11 protein-coding genes are annotated in these 18,623 nt (G+C 71.6%); 7 read left to right on the plus strand and 4 right to left on the minus strand.

What is annotated here, in order from left to right; genetic code table 11:
- Positions 1 to 2 precede the first annotated feature (2 nt).
- Together ACP4E5_RS06935 and ACP4E5_RS06940 are read right to left on the minus strand one after the other, a co-directional pair.
- Positions 3 to 947, minus strand: a complete 945-nt coding sequence (locus ACP4E5_RS06935) for an alpha/beta hydrolase (protein ID WP_425825950.1) — start codon at positions 945 to 947, stop codon at positions 3 to 5.
- A gap of 171 nt (positions 948 to 1,118) precedes the next feature.
- Positions 1,119 to 2,324: a cytochrome P450 gene (locus tag ACP4E5_RS06940; RefSeq protein ID WP_425825952.1), complete on the minus strand. Its 1,206-nt coding sequence runs from the start codon at positions 2,322 to 2,324 to the stop codon at positions 1,119 to 1,121.
- Between the two features lie 161 nt (positions 2,325 to 2,485).
- Here ACP4E5_RS06940 and ACP4E5_RS06945 point away from each other — a divergent pair, with 161 nt between their 5' ends.
- Both ACP4E5_RS06945 and ACP4E5_RS06950 read left to right on the plus strand, forming a co-directional pair.
- Complete coding sequence (locus ACP4E5_RS06945; protein ID WP_425825954.1) at positions 2,486 to 3,073, plus strand: dihydrofolate reductase family protein; 588 nt, start codon at positions 2,486 to 2,488, stop codon at positions 3,071 to 3,073.
- Between the two features lie 87 nt (positions 3,074 to 3,160).
- The gene (locus ACP4E5_RS06950) at positions 3,161 to 4,477 is read left to right on the plus strand and encodes a glycoside hydrolase family 125 protein (RefSeq protein WP_425825956.1); all 1,317 of its coding nucleotides are present in this window, start codon (positions 3,161 to 3,163) and stop codon (positions 4,475 to 4,477) included.
- Between the two features lies 1 nt (position 4,478).
- On the opposite strand, the gene ACP4E5_RS06955 is transcribed toward ACP4E5_RS06950, so the two are convergent.
- Positions 4,479 to 5,132, minus strand: coding sequence for a TetR/AcrR family transcriptional regulator (locus ACP4E5_RS06955; protein WP_425825958.1), 654 nt, complete (start codon positions 5,130 to 5,132; stop codon positions 4,479 to 4,481).
- A 137-nt stretch (positions 5,133 to 5,269) separates the two neighbouring features.
- On the opposite strand from ACP4E5_RS06955, the gene ACP4E5_RS06960 reads away from it, so the two are divergent.
- From ACP4E5_RS06960 to ACP4E5_RS06970, 3 genes are all read left to right on the plus strand, one after another.
- Positions 5,270 to 6,868, plus strand: a complete 1,599-nt coding sequence (locus tag ACP4E5_RS06960; protein ID WP_425825960.1) for a GMC oxidoreductase — start codon at positions 5,270 to 5,272, stop codon at positions 6,866 to 6,868.
- Positions 6,869 to 7,073: 205 nt separating this feature from the next.
- The gene (locus ACP4E5_RS06965; RefSeq protein ID WP_425825962.1) at positions 7,074 to 10,967 is read left to right on the plus strand and encodes a Pls/PosA family non-ribosomal peptide synthetase; all 3,894 of its coding nucleotides are present in this window, start codon (positions 7,074 to 7,076) and stop codon (positions 10,965 to 10,967) included.
- A 95-nt stretch (positions 10,968 to 11,062) separates the two neighbouring features.
- Positions 11,063 to 12,433, plus strand: coding sequence for a M1 family metallopeptidase (locus ACP4E5_RS06970; protein WP_425825964.1), 1,371 nt, complete (start codon positions 11,063 to 11,065; stop codon positions 12,431 to 12,433).
- Between the two features lie 8 nt (positions 12,434 to 12,441).
- Here ACP4E5_RS06970 and ACP4E5_RS06975 read toward each other — a convergent pair whose 3' ends face one another.
- Positions 12,442 to 14,814: a glycoside hydrolase family 127 protein gene (locus ACP4E5_RS06975; protein WP_425825966.1), complete on the minus strand. Its 2,373-nt coding sequence runs from the start codon at positions 14,812 to 14,814 to the stop codon at positions 12,442 to 12,444.
- Positions 14,815 to 15,208: 394 nt separating this feature from the next.
- On the opposite strand from ACP4E5_RS06975, the gene ACP4E5_RS06980 reads away from it, so the two are divergent.
- Entirely contained in the window at positions 15,209 to 16,861 is a 1,653-nt protein-coding gene (locus tag ACP4E5_RS06980; protein ID WP_483030241.1) for a glycine/sarcosine N-methyltransferase, read from the plus strand.
- Positions 16,862 to 17,024: 163 nt separating this feature from the next.
- Positions 17,025 to 18,500, plus strand: a complete 1,476-nt coding sequence (locus ACP4E5_RS06985; protein ID WP_425825968.1) for an amidohydrolase family protein — start codon at positions 17,025 to 17,027, stop codon at positions 18,498 to 18,500.
- The last annotated feature ends 123 nt before the right edge of the window (positions 18,501 to 18,623 follow it).

Below are 18,623 nucleotides of genomic sequence, written 5' to 3' on the forward strand. Positions count from 1 at the left end.
GCTCACACCGCCCTTTCGGCGACGAACTTGTTGATGTGTTCGGCCACCAGCCGCAGCCCGTCCTCGAAGCCGGGCAGGATGCCCGCCATCTGGAAGAACGCGTGCATCTGCCCCGCCGCCTCCTCCAGCGCCACCGGGACACCCGCGTCGCGCAGCGCGTGCGCGTAGGCGACGCCCTCGTCGTGCAGCGGGTCGTACTCGGCTACGTACACGAGCGCGGGCGGCAGCCCCGTGAGCCGGTCGGCGCGCAGCGGGGAGGCGTCGGGCCGGGTGCGGGCCCGCTCGTCCGGCAGGTAGTGGTCCCAGAACCAGACCATGGTGTCGCGGGCGAGGAGGAGTTGGTTTTGCGGGTCCGTGTACGAGGGCCGGTCCAGGTCGCAGTCGGTGACGGGGTAGATCAGGGCCTGGTAGTCGACGGCGGGCCCGCCGCGGTCGCGGGCCCAGCGGGCCATGACGGCGGCGATGTTGCCGCCCGCGCTGTCGCCGGCGACGAGCAACGGGGCGCCCTGCGGGGCGAGTTCGGCCGCGTGCTCGGCGGCCCAGGTCAGTCCCGCCCAGCTGTCCTCGATCGCCGTGGGGAACGGATACTCGGGCGCCTTGCGGTAGTTGACCAGCACCACGGTGGCCTGCGTCGCGTTCGCGAGCCTGCGGCCCACGTGGTCGTACTGCAGGTCGATGTCGCCGAGGACCCAGCCGCCGCCGTGGAAGTACACGACGACCGCCTGCGGCGTGCCCGCGGGGCGAAGCACCCGTGTGCGGAACCGTCCACCGTCCCGCCCCTCGATCTTGACGTCACGGACCGCGCCGACCTCCGGGCCCCGGCCGCTGAGGCCGGAGAGGATCGGGCCGTGCAGCCGGGCGACGGCCGGAGTGGACTCGTGCATCGCCGGTCCTTCGGCCTTGGCCAGTTCCGCCAGAAACGCCTGGGTCACCGGTTCCAGTGGCATACGGCCGTCCCCTCGTCGATCCCGCCGGGCCTTCTCGGAGGTGATGCTCGTACGGCACGCGGGTCGGCCCCGCGCACCGGCCGCTGTACCGTGCACGGACCATGGTCGCCGGAGATCCGGACCGGGTCCAGACCTCGGCACGGGTCGGCTCGCGCCCGTTCCCCTTCGTCGTCACCCGCCGGCCGCGAACGGCAGCGTCTCGTACCGGCGCACGTAGCAGCCGTTCGCGAACGTACCGCGGAGCGCGTCGACCGTGAAGTCGGGGAACCGGGCGAGCAGTTCGGTGATCACCACGCGGCCCTGGAGGCGGGCCGCGGCGGCGCCCAGGCAGTGGTGCGGGCCATAGCCGAAGGCCAGGTGCTGGGGCGTCGTCCGCCCCAGGTCGGCCTCGTCCGCGCGGGGCCCGAAGGCGCGCGGGTCGCGGTTGGCGGAGCCGTAGAGCAGCAGCACCTTGCGACCGGCGGGCACCGTCCTGCCGTGCCGCGTCAGGTCCTCGGTGAGGGTGCGGGCCAGCCCTTGCACCGGCGACGCCAGGCGCAGCGCCTCCTCGACGAATGGGCCGACCGAATCGGGGTCCGATGCGATACGGCTCCTCAACCCGGGCTGTTCAGTGAGTAGTTGGGCTGCCGTGGTGAGGAGGCCGATGGTCGTGTCGTTCCCGCCGGCGATCATGGTGAAGGCGAATCCGAGGATCCGGATCACGGCCCGCCGATCGTCGGCCAGGACACGGACGAGGTCGGAGACGGTGTCGTCGGCGGGGTGCGCGCGGCGCCGCTCGACCAGTTCCGCGAAGTACGCGAAGAGGTCGGCGACCGCCTCCCGCGCGTCGAGCGCGTGGCCGTCGGCGCCCGCCTGCACGATCGCCTGGGTCCAGCCCGCGAATCGCCGCCGGTCGGCCGCGTCGACACCCAGATAGTGGGCGACGACGAAACACGGGAGCGGCCGCATCAGTTCGGCGACGATGTCGACCGTGTCACCCGCCGCGGCCCGCTCGGCGATCGCGTCGAGCCGGGCGCGCACGAAGTCGCGTACCGGGTCCGCCACGGATTCCACGCGGCGCGGTGTGAACCCCTTGGTGAGCAGCCCGCGGAACTCCGTGTGCTCCGGCGGGTCGAGCATGACCAGCGGCGGCGCGACGTCGACACCGGCGGCGGCCATGTCGTCGCGGGTGACCGTCAGCCCCTGGCGCGACGAGAACACCTCGGGGTGGCGCAGCGCGTCCAGGACGTCGTCGTAGCGCGAGAGCACCCAGTAGTCGCCTTCCTCGACGTGGTGCAGCGGATCGTGGTCGCGCAGGGCCGCGTACATCGCGTAGGGATCGCGCCAGGACTCGGCACCGCGGGGAAGGAATCGGGCGGGCGGCGGGACGATACTCATGGCGGCACGGTGGGCGAGACCTGACGCACTGTCAATGGCGGGGCGGGCGGGCGCCGGGCACGGATTCAAGGGACGGTCCCGGGACGCCGATGAGTTTCACGGTCACGGGAGGTCTGTGACCGTGACGGACGAGTCGGACGACGAGTGGCTGGAGACGCACCGTGGCCAAGGTGTTCACGCACATGACGATGTCCCTCGACGGGTTCATCGCGAGTCCGCGGGACGAGGTCGGGGAGTTGTTCGAGTGGTACGAGGCCGGGCCCGTGAACGTCCCGAACCCGAACGAGACGGTCACCTTCCAGGTCGACGACGCCGGCGCGCGGATGCTGGAGGAGATGACCGGCAATTGCGGTGCTCTCGTCGCCGGCCGGCGCCTGTTCGACATCGCTCAGGGCTGGGGTGACAAGCATCCGGCGGGCGCGCCCGTCGTCGTGGTCACGCATCGCGCGCCCGAGGATGCCGCCACGAAGTGGCCGACCACGACGTTCGTCGACGGAGTCGAGGCCGCGATCGCCCGGGCCAAGGAGATCGCGGGCGAACAGGACGTCACGATCGCGAGCGCGGCCGTCACCCAGCAGGCGCTCGACCTCGGCCTGGTGGACGAGGTGTGCGTCAGCCTCGTGCCGGTGCTTTTCGGCGAGGGGATCCCCTACTTCGCGAAGCTGGCGCGGGGCCACCTGCTGCTCGACGACCCCATCGTCATCCAGGGGCGCCGCGCCCTGCACCTGCGATACCCGGTCCGTCGATAGCCGGGGCGGCGGGGCGGCGCCCTCGGCCTTCCCCGCCCCTCAGTCGTGATCTACGTTTGGCATCGCCCCGCCACCGAAAGGCCGACGATGCCGTTCCCCACCAGCGTCAAGAACAATCCGGTCGTACAGCGGGCGGTCCGCCGGCTCGACGAGCTCGGCGACCCCCGCTTCGGGCAGACGCTGCTGCGCTGCCTGGACGACACGCTGGCCCGCACCATCCGCCCGATGCCCGACGGCACCGCCTTCGTCGTGACGGGCGACATCCCCGCGATGTGGCTGCGCGACTCGACGACGCAGATGATGCCCTACCTGGCGCTCCTGAAGGACGACCCGGCGTTGCAGGATCTCCTTCTCGCCGTGCTGCGCCGCCAGTTCCAGCAGATCGCGCACGATCCGTACGCCAACGCGTTCAACGCCGAGGCGTCCGGGGCCGGTTACGATCCGGACGACCTGTGCGAGGACCCGTGGGTCTGGGAGGAGAAGTACGAGGTCGATTCCCTCGCCTTCCCGCTCCTGCTGGCCCACCGCTTCTGGCGGGCGACCGGGCGCGTCGACCACGTGGCTCAGGCGCTGGACGCGGCGCGCTCCGCGATCTCCGTATGGCGCACGGAGCAGGACCACGAGCACCTCTCCACGTACCGCTTCGTGCGGGCGAACGTCCCGCCGACCGAGACCCTGTCGGACGGAGGACGCGGAACACCCGTCGGCCCCACGGGGATGACCTGGAGCGGGTTCAGGCCCAGCGACGACGCGTGCACCTACGGGTACAACGTGCCCGCGAACCTGTGCGCCGCCGCTGCTCTCGACGGGGTCGCCAGGATGGCGCGGCACGTACAGGACAGCGAACTCGCCGACGAAGCAGATGAGTTGGCCGGCGAGCTGCGCGCGGCGACCCAGCGGCACGGCATCGTCGACCACCCCGACCACGGCTCGATCTACGCCTACGAGGTCGACGGGCTCGGCAACGCGCTCCTGACGGACGACGCCAACATGCCCAGCCTGCTGTCCCTTCCGCTGGTCGCCGACGTCTCGCCGACGGATCCGCGCTACCTCGCCACCCGCGCGTTCGTGCTCTCGCCCGCCAACCCGACCTGGTATCGCGGAACGGCCGCCGAGGGCGTGGGCAGCCCGCACACGCCTGACGGGCACATCTGGCCGATCGCCCTGGCGGTGGAGGGACTGACCAGCAACGACCCGGCCCGGCGACTCCAGTTGCTGCACACGCTCGTCAACACCGACGCCGGAACCGGGGCGATGCACGAGTCCTTCCACAAGGACGACCCGGACAGGTTCACGCGCGACTGGTTCTCCTGGGCCAACGCCATGTACGCCGAACTCGCCCTGGACCTGGCCGGATTCGGCACCCGCTCCCTGTGGGACGCGTCGTTGGGGGCATTGGCCTAGTTCAGTACGGCAGCCCTTCCGACGCCGCGCGCAGGGCGATTTCGAGGCACACGGCGAACTCGTCGTACGAGGCCTCGGGGTGGTCCGCGTAGCGTCGGGCGAAGTCCTCCGCGGCCGCGCGCAGGGCGCCGTTGAGTGTCGCCGCGTGCACCGTCACGCGCAGGTCGTCGGCCGCGCCGCCGGAGCGTTCCGCGAGCAGCCGGGCGAGGACGGGGAGCGCGTCGTCGTGGGCCTGGAGCCAGACGGCGCGCAGCGCGGGCTCGGTCGAGGTCATGCGGATCAGGGCGAGGATGGTGGGCGTGCCCGGCGGCAGGTCGCCCGTCCCGCGCGTCTCGGTGAAGAAGTCGAAGAGGGTCATCCGCGCGGGCCAGTGGCGCAGTTGGGTCACGGCGAAGTCGAGTCCCGCCGCGAGCAGCGGGAGCACGCAGCTCTCCTTCGTCGGGAAGTGGCGCCACAGCGTGCGTGAGGAGACGCCGACGGCCTGCGCTATCTGCTCCCCCGTCGTGGCGGTGACGCCCTGGGAGGTGAACAGGCGCACCGCCTCGCAGGCGATCTCGAACCGGAGCGCGGCCTTGCGGCGTTCGGCGAGCGACGGCCGTTCGCCCGAGCCCGTCGGATCCTCCTGCCGCCACTCTTCCCATGGCATCTGTCGCATGCCGCCATCTTGTCACTGAGTGACACGCGACTCTACCCTGCGGTAGCTGACCGGCGAGTAACCACCGTGCTCTCGACCGGAGTTGGCAGGCGTCTGCCCCTTTGCCCTCCCCCCCTCACTCGGTCAAGGAGTCGCTCATGCCCTCCCCCACCAGGCGCGCCGTGCTCACCGGCGCCGCCGCCCTCACCGCCGCGACCGCCCTTCCGTCATCGGTCGCGGCAGCCGCGCCGGCCCGCGTACGGCTGACCCGCGAGGAACACCGCGTCGTCGTCATCGGATCCGGATTCGGCGGCGGTGTCTCCGCGCTGCGGCTCGCCGAGGCCGGCGTCCCGGTGACCGTCCTCGAGCGCGGGCGGCGCTGGCCGACCGGCCCGAACGCCGACACGTTCCCCCGCATCTCCAGCCTCGACAAGCGCGTGCTCTGGTACGGCACCCTGCCCGAGGCCGTCCGGCCGCTCGCCCGGCTGATCGGCACCCCGCTCGGCTTCGCGCCCTACACGGGCCTCCTCGAACCGATTCTCGGGGAGAACATCCTGAGCATGTGCGCGGCCGGCGTCGGCGGCGGATCGCTCGTCTACCAGGGCATGACCCTCCAGCCCTCCGAGAGCGTGTTCAACACCTGGCTGCCCGAGGCCCTGGACTACCGGCGCATGGACAAGCTCCACTACCCCCGCGTCGCCCGCATGCTCCAGGCGGACACCGCCCCCGACCAGCTGATCGACTCGCCCACGTACTACGCGTCACGGGTCTTCGGCGAGCGGGTCCGCAAGGCGGGATACGGGCTGGAGAAGATCCCCATGCCGATCGACTGGGACTACGCCCTGGCCGAGCTGCGCGGCGAGATGAAGCCCTCGTACACGAACGGCGACTGCGCGCTCGGCGTCAACAACGGCGGCAAGCACTCCGTGGACGTGACGTATCTGAGGCAGGCCGAGGCGACCGGCAAAGTCACCGTCGCCACCCACCACAACGTCACGTCCGTGGCCCGCGCCGCCGACGGCCGTTGGGAGGTGCACGTCGACCGCACCGACGACTCCGGCACCGTGCTGGAACAGAAGGTGCTCACCACCCGTGCGCTGATCATGGCGGCAGGCAGCATCAACTCCAGCAAGCTCCTGGTCCGGGCGGGCGCGACCGGAGCGATCCCCGACCTCCCCGACGGCGTGGGCGAGGGCTGGGGCACCAACGGCGACCGCATCTACGCATGGAGCAACCTCCAGGAGGACTTCGGCGGCAAGCAGGGCGGGCCCGTCGTCTACGGCAGCAAGGACTGGGCCGACCCGTCCACCGCGAACACCGTCATCCAGGCCTCCCTCCCGCCCCTGGGCCTCGACATCCGCACGACCATGCTGGTCGGCTTCGGCGTCAGCCCCGACCGCGGCCACCTGCGCTACGACGCCGCCACCGACTCCGTGTCCCTGCACTGGCCCAAGAACGGCGACACCACGAGCTACCGCGCCATCCACGAGCGGGTCACGACGATCTCCCGGGGCCTCGGCACCCTCACGGACACCAACTCCCTGGTCAACAGCACCTGGCACCCGCTGGGCGGCGCCCCGATGGGCACCGTGTGCGACCTGGAGGGACGCGTCCAGGGGCAGCGCGGCCTCTACGTACTCGACGGCGCGCTCATCCCCGGCACCACCGGCGCCTGCAACCCGTCGATGACCATCGCCGCGGTGGCCGAACGCGCGATGGACAGCATCACCGCGAAGGACGTCGGAACGGTCATCTGACCGCCCGACGCACGGCGCCCACAGCCAACCGGGCACCGCCCCAGGGGAGTTCACCACGCCCCGATTGACCTGCACGATCCGCGCCCAACGCCCCGGTAGCCGTAACATGTCCCGGTTGTCCGGCCCCGGCCGGACAACTCCGGGGCAGTTCGGGGGCATGTGCGTCACGCCCGCCGGGCTGCCGCCCTCTCGACGTTGGGACCCGATGGACGCCACTCGCGCACACGACGAGCTCAGCCTGCTCGAAGCGGAGCTGACCGCACGGCTCGACGCTCCGGCGCGCTACTTCGCGCAGGACGCCGCGGCCCCGCGCACCCTGGTCGACATCCTGGACGCGACCGTCCGCGAACATCCCGACGAACTCGCCCTCGACGACGGCGTGCGCCGTCTGACGTACCGCGCGCTGGACGCCGAGGTCGGCCGGCTGCGCCGCCGTCTGGCCGCGGCCGGTGTGGGGCGCGGCGACCGGGTCGGCGTGCGGGTGCCTTCGGGCACGAACGACCTGTACGTCGCGATCCTCGGCGTCCTCGCCGCGGGCGCCGCCTATGTCCCGGTGGACGCGGAGGACCCGGACGAGCGGGCCGAACTCGTCTTCGGCGAGGCGGGAGTGCGGGCCGTGATCGGTGCGGAACTCGCCTTCAGCGTCGCGCTGCCCTCCTCCGCCCCCGCCGGGCGGCCCGGGACCGACGACGACGCGTGGATCATCTTCACGTCCGGTTCGACCGGGCGGCCCAAGGGTGTCGCCGTCAGCCATCGAGGCGCCGCGGCGTTCGTGGACGCGGAGGCCTCGCTCTTCCTCGCCGATGACCCGATCGGGCCCGGCGACCGGGTCATGGCGGGCCTGTCCGTCGCGTTCGACGCGTCCTGCGAGGAGATGTGGCTGGCGTGGCGGCACGGCGCCTGCCTGGTGCCGGTGCCGCGCGCCCAGGTGCGCGGCGGCGCCGACCTCGGCCCCTGGCTGGCCGAGCAGGAGATCACCGTCATCTCCACCGTGCCGACGCTGGCCGCCCTGTGGGAGCCGGAGGCCCTCAACGACGTCCGGCTGCTGATCTTCGGCGGCGAGGCGTGCCCGCCCGAACTCGTCCAGCGCCTTGTCACCGAGGGCCGCGAGGTGTGGAACACATACGGGCCCACCGAGGCCACCGTCGTCACCTGCGCCTCCCTGATGACCGGCGCCGAGCCGATCCGCATCGGGCTGCCCCTGGACGGCTGGGAACTGGCCGTCGTCGACGAGGCCGACCGGCCCGTTCCGATGGGCGCCAGCGGTCAACTCGTCATCGGCGGCGTCGGGTTGGCGCGCTATCTCGACCCGGCCAAGGACGCCGAGAAGTACGCGCCGCTCCCCGCCCTGGGCTGGGAGCGCGCCTACCGCAGCGGCGATCTGGTCAAGGCCGACCCCGAGGGCCTGGTCTTCCTCGGGCGCGGCGACGAGCAGGTCAAGCTGGGCGGGCGGCGCATCGAGCTCGGCGAGGTCGACGCCGCGCTGCAGGCGCTGCCCGGTGTCGCGGGCGCGGCCTGCGCCGTGCGCACCGCCCGCGGCGGCAACCAGCTGCTCGTCGGCTACCTCGTCACCCAGGAGGGCTGGCAGCACGCGGCGGCCGTTGACAAGCTGCGGTCCGAACTGCCCGCCGCGCTGGTGCCGTTGCTCGCCCCCGTCGCCGAACTGCCCACGCGCACCTCCGGCAAGGTCGACCGCGACGCCCTGCCGTGGCCGCTGCCCGACGTGGAGGCCGCGCACGCCCCGGCCGAGCAGCTCTACGGCACCGAGGCCTGGCTCGCCGAGCAGTGGAGCGAGACCCTCGGCGTCCCCGTCACCAGCGCGCACGACGACTTCTTCGCCATCGGCGGCGGCAGCCTCGCCGCCGCCCAGCTCACCACCCGGCTGCGCACCCGCTACCCGAGCGCCGCCGTGATCGACCTCTACGAGCGGCCCGTCCTGCGCAAGCTGGCCCGCCGCCTGGAGAAGTCGGCCCAGGACGACGGCACGGACCGCGTGATCGCCCCGGTCCCGACCCGCGCGCAGCTCGTCCAACTGCTGCTCCTCATACCGCTGTTCACCCTGAACGGCCTGCGCTGGACCGTCGCACTCGGCGCGGCGGCCGACGTCCTGCACCGGTTCGGCGGCTACGCGTGGGCCCCGTCCGCCTCGTGGTGGCTGCTTGCCCCTGCGGCGCTGCTGCTGTTCAGTCCGCCGGGGCGGCTCGCCGTCGCGGCGGGCGGCGCCCGGCTGCTGCTGCGCGGCGTCGGCCCGGGCACGTATCCGCGCGGCGGGAGCGTCCATCTGCGGCTGTGGGCCGCCGAACGCCTCGCCGAGCACAGCGGAGCCACCTCGCTGACCGGCTCCTGGCTCCAGCGCTACGCCCGCGCGCTCGGCGCCCGAGTCGGACCCGAGGTCGACCTGCACTCGCTGCCCCCGGTCACCGGTCTGCTCAAGCTCGGCCGCGGCTGCGCCGTCGAGAGCGAGGTCGACCTGTCGGGGCACTGGCTCGACGGAGACCGCCTGGAGATCGGCGCCGTGAAGGTCGGCGCCGGCGCGGTGGTCGGCACCCGCAGCGTCCTGTTCCCGGGCGCCCGGGTCGGCAAGCGCGCCGAGATCGTGCCGGGCTCCGCCGTCCAGGGCCACGTCCCGACCGGTCAGCGCTGGGCCGGCTCCCCTGCGGTCAAGCTCGGCAAGGCCAAGCGTGAGTGGCCGAAGCAGCGGCCCGCGCGTACGGCGGGCTGGCGTGCGATGTACGGCGCCGCGGGCCTCGCCCTCACGCTCCTCCCGCTCCTGTCCGCCCTCCCGGCCCTGCTGGTCGCGCGCACCTTCGTGCCCGCGGGCGCCGGGCTCGGCGCGGCCGTGCGCGGCGGGCTGCTCGCGGTCGCCCCCGCGGCGCTCGCCTACGGGCTCACGTACGCCGTGCTGATCCTGGCCGGTGTCCGCCTCGCCGGGTTCGGCCTGGCCGCCGGCACGTTCCCGGTGCACAGCCGGGCGGGCTGGCAGTCCTGGACCGTCACCCAGCTGATGGACCTGTCCCGGCAGACGCTGTTCCCCCTGTACGCGGGGCTTGTCACGCCCGTGTGGATGCGGCTGCTCGGCATGCGCGTGGGCCGGGACGCCGAGGTGTCCACGGTGCTCGCGCTGCCCGGCCTCACCACGGTCGGCGACGGCGCGTTCCTCGCCGACGACACGTTGACCGCGCCGTACGAACTCGGCGGCGGCTGGGTGCGGATCGGGCACGCCCGGATCGGCCGCCGGGCGTTCCTCGGCAACTCGGGCATGACGGCGCCCGGCCGCTCGGTGCCGGACGACGGTCTGGTGGGCGTCCTGTCGGCGACCCCGAAGAAGGCCAAGCAGGGCAGCTCGTACCTGGGGCTGCCACCGGTCCGGCTGCCCCGCCCGGCCACCGGCGCCGATCCGAGCCGCACCTACGCGCCGCCGGTCCGGCTGCGCTGGGCGCGTGCCGTGGTCGAACTGGGCCGTCTCGTCCCGGTGTTCTGCTCGGCCGCGCTCGTCATGCTGGTGCTCGGCGCGCTGGCCGCCGTCGCGGCGGGGCACGGGCTGTGGGCGGCGGCGCTCGTCAGCGGCCCCGTCCTGCTGGCCGCGGGCGTCCTCGCGTGCGCGGTGTCGATCGTGGCGAAGTGGCTGCTCGTCGGCCGCCACCGCACGGGCGAGCACCCGCTGTGGTGCGGTTTCGTGTGGCGGGGCGAACTGGCCGACACGTTCGTCGAGATGCTCGCCGTGCCGTGGCTCGCCGGCTCGGTGCCCGGCACCCCGGTCCTGACCGCCTGGCTGCGCGGGCTCGGCGCGCACATCGGGGCGGGCGTCTGGTGCGAGAGCTACTGGCTGCCGGAGACCGACCTCGTGACCCTGGAGGCCGGGGCGAGCGTGAACCGGGGCTGTGTCCTGCAGACGCACCTCTTCCACGACCGGATCTTGCGGACGGATACTGTGATCCTCCGCGAGGGCGCCACGCTGGGACCGGGCGGAATCGTGCTGCCGGGCAGCGAGATCGGCCGCGGCAGCACGCTGGGACCCGCGTCCCTGGTGATGGCCGGCGAGTCGGTGCCGCCGGACAGCCGGTGGCTGGGCAACCCGATCGAGGCCTGGCGCCCGTGAACCGGCGGGCCCCGGCCGGGCGTTGGCCGTGCCGTCGAAGGACGCGCACGAGGACGAGAACGGGTACGGGTACGGGGACAGGGAGCGGACGAGTCGTGAACGGGCAGCACTACGGTCAGAACCACAACAGCGGGCACCACGGGCAGCACGGGCCGGACCCGTACTTCCCGTCCAACGGGGACCCCCGCTACCGGGTGCACCGCTACGAACTCGACCTGGACTACCGGCCCGAGCCCAACCGGCTGGCCGGCACGGCCCGGCTCAGCGCCATCGCGGGCCGCGCCGAACTGGACGAGTTCCAGCTGAACTTCGCCGACTTCCGGATCGGCCGGGTCAGGGTCGACGGCCGGCCCGCGCACTACACGCTGCGCGGCGGCCGGCTGCGGATCCGGCCCGCGAAGCCACTGGCCGCGAGCGCCGCGTTCACCGTCGAGGTGCACTACTCCGGTAACCCCAAGCCGGTCAAGAGCCCCTGGGGCGGCCTGGGTTGGGAGGAGCTGACCGACGGCGCGCTCGTCGCCAGCCAGCCGGTCGGCTCCCCCTCCTGGTACCCGTGCAACGACCGCCCCGCCGACAAGGCCGCGTACCAGATCTCGCTCACCACGCCCTCCGCGTACCAGGTGGTGATCGGCGGCCGCCTCCTCACCCGTACGACCAGGGCCTCCACCACGACCTGGGTGTACGAACAGGCCGCGCCCACCTCCAGCTATCTGGTGGGCCTCGCCATCGGCAGATTCCAGACGGCGCTGCTCGGCGATCCGGGGCTCGACGGGGTCCCGCAGACCGGCCACTTCCCGGCCCATCTGCTCACCGACTTCTCCCGCGACTTCGCGCGCCAGCCGCGGATGATGGACCTGTTCCAGGAGCTGTTCGGCCCCTACCCCTTCGGCGAGTACGCGGTCGTGGTCGCCGACGAGGAGCTCGACGTCCCCGTGGAGGCGCAGGGCCTGTCGCTGTTCGGCACCAACCACGTGGACGGCGCCCGCGGGGCGGAGCGCCTCATCGCCCACGAACTGGCCCACCAGTGGTTCGGCAACAGCGTCTCCGTCGCCGACTGGCAGCACATCTGGCTCAACGAGGGCCTCGCCAAGTACGCGGAGTGGCTCTGGTGCGAACGCTCGGGCGGCCGAGGCGCCCAGGACCTGGCCGCCTCGGCCCACCGCCTGCTCGCCGGCCTCCCCGAGAACCTGTCGCTGGCCGACCCCGGCCGCAAGAACATGTTCGACGACCGCCTCTACGAACGCGGCGCCCTCGCCCTCCACGCGCTGCGCTGCGCACTCGGCGACCAGGCGTTCTTCCAGGCCCTGCGCTCCTGGACCGACCTGCACCGCCACGGCGCCGTCACGACGGAGATGTTCGCCGCCCACATGGAGCGCTTCGCGCGACAGCCCGTGGACGACGTGTTCCGGACGTGGGTGTACGAGACGGCACTGCCGGAACTGCCTGCCCTGGCCGGTACGCCGTAGGGACGCGCCTACGGCGTCAGCTCCCGCTCCGCCGCGGTCGCGCGCTCGACGACGGTGGCGCGCTGGTCCTTCGTGAAGAGGCCGGCGGCAACCCACTCGTCCGCGGTGCGCTCCACCCGGCGGACGAAGTCGCGGTGTGCGGCGAACGGGGCGCCGTCCCACACCACGTCGAGGAAGGTGAGGCCCTCGTCGCCGGGTGAGGTGACGCCCTCGACCGGCACGTCGTAGTTCGGCAGGTTGTCGTCGCGCTTGCGGTTGGGCACGCCGGTGGCGAGGGAGCCGAAGACCACCTCGGGTTCGACGCGCTTGAAGTAGGCGGACTGGGGCTGCCGGTCGCCGACGTAGTGCGGGCGCAGGGTGCGGTTGCCGGCGGCGAGGGTCTGGGCGCGGTTCGGTGTGAGCGCCGCGCGGGCGTAGTCGCCGTCGCGCTTGAGGTGCGGGTAGAGCGTCAGTTCCTGGAATTCGCCCTTGGCCACCTCGCCGAGCACCGGCATCATCAGCGGGCCCCAGAAGACCGACTGAATCTCCGGCCGGTCGATGGCGCGCTCGATGCGGACGGTGAACGGCATCGAGACGTCGACGGTGTCGCCGGGCCGCCAGTCGCGGTCGATCGTGAGGTAGCTGCCCGGCTTCGGGCGCGGGCCGGTGACGCGGCGCCCGTTGACCGAGACCGCGAAGCCGTCCCGGGTGTCGTCCACCCATCCGGGGACGCGCAGTTTGAGGGCGAGCCGGCCGCGGCCGTCGACCTTCAGCGTGCTGCTCTGTTCGCGCGGGAAGCCGGTCTTCTGGGTGATCGTGAAGTCCCGGTCCCGCCAGCGCAGGGTGGAGGGGATGTACAGGTTGACCCACAGGGTCCTGTCGTCGGCCGAGCGGAAGTACACCGTCTCCTGGTACTTGGTGCCGCCCTCGAGTCCGCTGCCGCCGCAGCAGGTCCCGGTGTTGTCGTACTCGCGGGCGGCGCCGGGGGTCAGCGGCTGGAAGTAGGCGAGCTGCGGATCGTCCGTCAGGTCCGTGTCGGCGCGCTGCCCGAGCACCATGTTGACCAGTCCGCGCTCGTAGTAGTCCATGTAGGCCGGGTCGGGGTCGAGGGTGAAGAGATTGCGCGCCAGCTTCAGCAGGTTGTACGTGGTGCAGGACTCGGCGCCGTCACCGGCGATGGCGTTCGCGATGTTGTCGCGGTTCTGGAACGCCTCGGGGTTGGTGTTGCTGCCGGGGACGGTCCCGCTGGTGCCGCCGTGCGCGAACATCCGGTGGGGGACGACCATGCCGAAGAAATTCTCCGCCGCGCGCCGGTAGTCGTCGTCCCGGTTCTGCTCGAAGACCCGTAGATATCCGATGAAGTTGGGGACGTGCGTGTTGGCGTGCAGATGGTTGGGGCGTCTGCGGCCGGGGCGGTTCGCGTCGGTGGTGACGAGGATGTCGCGGTCCTCGACGCAGGCCTGGAAGAGGGACTCGCGGCTGTCGAAGAGCCGGGCCGTCTCCAGGTGGCGTGCGTCGCCGGTGAGGGCGTGGATCTCGGCGAGCACCTCGTTGGCGCCGCCGTACTCCCCCGCGATGTACGTGTCCCACAGGTAGTTCAGGTCGTCGCGGGTGACGGGCCCCTTGTAGTCGGGGTGCTCGATGTCGCCGAGCGTCAGGGCCAGATGGGCCCAGTCGGCCATGCCCTTGACGACCCCGAAGGCCTGCTCGTTGCCGGTGAGGGTGTACGCGTCGAGGAGCCCGCGCATGATCTTGTGCTGGGTGTACCAGGGCGCCCACGTGTTCTTGTCCGGGTCGCTGCCGTACACGGCGAACCGGGGCGGGCCCGCGCGCAGCACGGTGTCCTCGGGCAGCGCGCCGAGGTAGCCCGGATGCACCGTCTTGCCCTTCAACGCGTCCTGGCAGGCGGCCAGTTCGGACACCATCCGGTCAAGTTTGTCCTTGTAGACCTTCTCGCCCTGGTCGACGTGGGACTGGGCGAGGGCGGTGAGGTAGTGGCCGGCCCAGTGGCCGCTGAGCAGGCCGCCGTCCTCCCAGCCGCCGGGCACCTCGATACCGGGCGGGTTGGGGCGGCCCGCGGTCTGGTTGAACAGCACGAGGAAGCGCCGCTCGTCGTAGGCGCGGACGAACGCCTTCACTCTGTCGCGCTTCTCCTGGAACAGGCCCTTACCCAGGGCGACTTCGTTCAGCCGGAAGGGCCGGACGGGCGCGGTGCTGCCGGCGCCGACGTACGGCGGCAGCTCCTTGGCGAGCGCGTGACCCGCACCGGTGCCGGTGCCGATGCCGGGCGCGGCCGTCTGGGCGGACGCCGGCCAGGATCCGGCTGCCACGGCGGCGGTGCCGAGGGCCGAAGCGGCCATGAAGTGACGCCGACGTATGGGCCCGCCACCGGATGTCGTCATGTCCCTCCCCTTTCACGGGAGTTGCGGCTTTGTTCGGAATACCGAACTGCCTCTGACCTACCGAACAGTCCTGAACGGGCCCCAAGATCTCACGCAGAGCGGACCGCACGTCAACACCTCTGCATGGCCGGTTCGGTGGTTCGCCCGCGAATGACCCGAATGCGAGACACCTGCACCCTGTCCGCGCCAAGTAATCCTGACGCGCAGAGGTGCTGGCCAGAGCCGCTCTTCGCCTCACCTCCGTACCTGTATACGAATTTTGGAGGCATGAGACCGCGCAGTCTTGGACAGCGATCCGCTCAGACCGTGCGGCTCCCGGGTTCTGGAGTTCTGTGCCGTCTTGGGCTGCCGCGCCAGGGCAAGTTTCCTCCTAGCTGAAGGGTTCCCCATCATCGTGCAACCGGCCCAAGAGTTCGGCGACAACCCTGTCGAAGTACGCGAAACCGGGCACTACACGGAGGAGTACGTCCCCAGCTTCGTCGAGAAGTGGGACTCCCTCATCGATTGGGAGAAGAGGGCGGAAAGCGAAGGCAATTTCTTCATCGACCTGCTGCGGAAGTGGGGGGTGAAGAGCGTGCTCGACGTCGCGACGGGCACGGGATTCCACTCCGTGGCGCTTGCGTCCGCCGGATTCGAAACGGTCAGCGCGGACGGCAGTGCGGAAATGCTGGCGAGGGCCTTCGAGAACGGCCAGAAGCAGGGCGGGCACATCCTGCGGGTAGTTCAGGCGGACTGGCGGTGGCTCAACCGGGACGTCCACGGGGAGTACGACGCCATCGTGTGTCTCGGCAACTCCTTCACGCACCTCTTCTCGGAACGCGACCGGCGCAAGGCACTGGCCGAGTTCTACGCGATGCTCAAGCACGACGGAATTCTCATCCTGGACCAGCGCAATTACGACGCGATCCTGGACGACGGGTACACGAGCAAGCACCGCTATTACTACTGCGGTGAGGACGTCATCGTGGAACCGGAGTACGTCGACGAGGGCCTGTGCCGCATGCGGTACAGCTTCCCGGACAGCTCCATGTACTACCTCAACATGTTTCCGCTGCGGAAGGACTACACGCGGCGGCTGATGTCCGACGTGGGCTTCCAGCGCATCGAGACGTACGGCGACTTCCAGCACACCTACCGGCGCGAGCAGCCGGACTTCTTCATCCATGTGGCGGAGAAGGAGTACAGGACGGAGGGAGAGGAGCAGTACAAGGGCGCGGTCGGCACCGCCCGCAGCTACTACAACTCGCCCGACGCCGACACCTTCTACGCCACGGTGTGGGGCGGCGAGGACATCCACATCGGCCTGTACGAGCGCCCCGAGGAACCCATCGCGGACGCGAGCCGGCGGACCGTCGAGCAGATGGCGTCGAAGCTCGAACTGACCCGGGATTCCGTGGTGCTCGACCTCGGCTCCGGCTTCGGCGGTTCGGCGCGGTACCTGGCGCAGACGTACGGCTGCCGGGTCCTGGCCCTCAACCTCAGCGAGGTGGAGAACCAGCGCCACAAGGAGCTGAACGCGGCCCGCGGGCTCACCGACCGGATCGAGGTCGTGGACGGGTCCTTCGAGGACATCCCCTACCCGGACGGCCAGGTCGATGTCGTCTGGTCCCAGGACGCCTTCCTGCACAGCGGGAACAGGACCCAGGTCCTCAAGGAGATCGCCCGGGTGCTGCGGCCCGGCGGCCATGTCATCTTCACCGACCCGATGGCGGCGAAGGACGGCGGCAGCGCCGACGTGCTTCAGCCGATCCTCGACCGGATCCACCTGGACGACATGGGCTCCCCCGGCTTCTACACCCGGGAGCTGAACAAGCTCGGATTCACCGCCGTCGACGGCGGTTTCGAGGAGCACCGCGAGCAGTTGGTGAACCACTACGCGCGGGTCCTCGAAGAGACCGAACGCCTGGAGGCCGAGGGTCTCGCCAGAAGGATCAGCCACGACTACCTCACCCAGATGAAGGCGGGGCTCGGCCACTGGGTCGACGGTGGCCGCGACGCCCACCTCACGTGGGGCATCTTCCACTTCAGGCTCGGTACCGACGCCTGACTGGGACGACTGAGCGGCACCACTGAGCGAACGGCTGAGCACCGCGACTGGGTGACGTTCCACTGGCCGGCCCCGAGAGACGTACGGGACCGGCCGGTCGGGACCGGCATAGCCTTGATCCCCAACGGCCGTGCGGCCGAGTGGCGTTGAGAGGGAGACGGGTATGCAGACACTGTTGCGGGGCGGCCGCGTGATCGATCCGGCCGGCGGGTTCGACGGGACGGCCGACGTGCTCGTGACGGACGGGAAGATCGCCGCTGTCGGCACCGGCCTCACACCACCGCCCGACGCCACGGTGATTGACGCCAGCGGGCTCGTCGTCGGGCCCGGCTTCGTCGACCTCCACAGTCACGTCCACTCCATCGCCGGGCACCGGTTGCAGGCGATGGACGGCGTGACCACCGCGCTCGACCTGGAGGCCGGACTGATGCCGGTGGAGCGGGCCTACGCCGAGGCCTCGGCCGCCGGCCGACCGCTCCACTTCGGCTTCTCCGCCTCCTGGGGCGGCGCGCGGGCTCAGGTGCTCGCCGGTATCGCACCCGACGCCCGGATCGCGTCCAGCCTCGCCGTGCTCGGCGACCCGCGCTGGCAACGGTCCTCGTCCCCGCGGGAGTTGGCGGCCTGGCTGTCGCTGCTGGAGGGGGAGCTTGCGGCGGGAGCGCTCGGGATCGGTGTCCTGATGGGTTACGCGCCCGCCACCGAGCCCGCCGAGTTCCAGGCCGTGGCGCGGCTCGCCGCGAAGGCCGGCGCGCCCACGTTCACACACGTCAGGGAACTGGTCGAAATGGATCCGGCCATCCCCGTCGACGGATCCACGGAGATCGCGATCGCGGCCGCCGAGACCGGCGCGGCGATGCACCACTGCCATGTCAACAGCACCTCGGGCCGGCACGTCGACCGGGTTCTCAACACCCTTGAGGACGCACGGCGGTCGGGCTCGCGTGTCACGGTGGAGGCGTATCCGTACGGGGCGGGCAGCACGGCCGTCGGCGCGGCCTTCATCGCCCCGGAGCGGCTGCGCCTGAAGGGCCTCGGCCCCAGCAGCGTCATCATGGTCGAGACCGGCGAGCGGATCGCGGACGCGGCCCGCCTGGAGCAGTTGCGGGCGCAGGATCCGGGCGCGCCCTGCCTCCTGGAGTTCCTCGACGAGGAGAACCCGCGCGACCTGGCGCTGTTGCGGCAGGCCCTCGCCTTCCCCGACGCGATCGTCGCCAGCGACGCGATGCCGGTCTTCTTCCCGGACGGCAGCCACGACAGCACACGGTGGCCGCTGCCGGCCGGCGGCACGACCCACCCGCGCACCGCCGGAACCTTCGCCAAGACACTGCGCCTGATGGTGCGTGAGAGCGGGGCCTGGAGCTGGCTGGAGGCCTTCCGCCGCTGCTCCTTCCTGCCTGCGCGGGTCCTCGACGACGTGGCGCCCGCGGCCCGCGCCAAGGGCCACCTCGGCGTCGGCGCCGACGCCGACCTCGTGGCACTCGACCCGGATGCGGTGACCGACACGGCCACGTACGCCGATCCCACACGCTCCTCGCGCGGCGTCCGGCACGTGTACGTGGGAGGGGTGCCGGTCGTCTCGGACGGAGTCCTCCAGGCGGACGCGCTTCCCGGCCGGCCGCTGCGGGGCGAACCCGTCTGACGCGGCCGGGATCCGTCGCATTAGGCCTGTCACCAGGGCGCCTGTGACAGAACGAAGACGTCGCTGAGGACTCCCTGTGACTCGGTGCGGGATACAAATACTTCAGACCGCAAGACACCGCAC

The organism is Streptomyces fractus, assembly GCF_049844455.1.
Taxonomy (GTDB): Bacteria; Actinomycetota; Actinomycetes; order Streptomycetales; family Streptomycetaceae; genus Streptomyces; species Streptomyces fractus.